The organism is Halomonas elongata, assembly GCF_029081005.1.
In the GTDB taxonomy this organism is placed as follows: domain Bacteria; phylum Pseudomonadota; class Gammaproteobacteria; order Pseudomonadales; family Halomonadaceae; genus Halomonas; species Halomonas elongata_B.
Window position 1 is genome coordinate 1 of the sequence record NZ_JAJQTQ010000089.1, and the last position, 459, is coordinate 459.

Below are 459 nucleotides of genomic sequence, written 5' to 3' on the forward strand. Positions count from 1 at the left end.
TATGTATAAGTTTATTTACCCTTTAATGACAATAATTCAGAATTTTCGTTTCAGACATACGATGAAGTAAGTATAAGTCGCCGTTTTACGACTAATTTGTGCGTCAACACGCAAACTGGCATCCTCATTGCGGGTAATCACCGTCAATCGCACTTATGATTAAACGAGACCAAGTGGTCGGATCACCTGCATAAAAATGATTAAGGATTGCGCATGACCCTACGTAGCATACTGGCCGCCTCGTTACTGCTTCTCCCGCTGCTGGCCACAGCGCATAACTTCGTCGACGGCCAGCGCGTGGCGCCCGTTGGCGTCGCGGATCGGGGAGAGCTTATTCTGGATAAGGATAAGTTTAGCTATAAAAACTGGAATAGCGCCCAGCTGGCGGGAAAAGTGCGCGTGGTCCAGCACATCGCCGGACGCTCGTCAGCAAAAGAGAAGAATGCCAACCTGATCGAG

The 459-nt window shown here is 48.8% G+C and carries 1 protein-coding gene; it reads left to right on the forward strand.

What is annotated here, in order from left to right; all coding sequences use genetic code 11:
* Positions 1–213 precede the first annotated feature (213 nt).
* On the forward strand, positions 214–459 hold a 246-nt coding region (locus LU493_RS19565; RefSeq protein WP_275289473.1), incomplete at its 3' end, for a YtfJ family protein.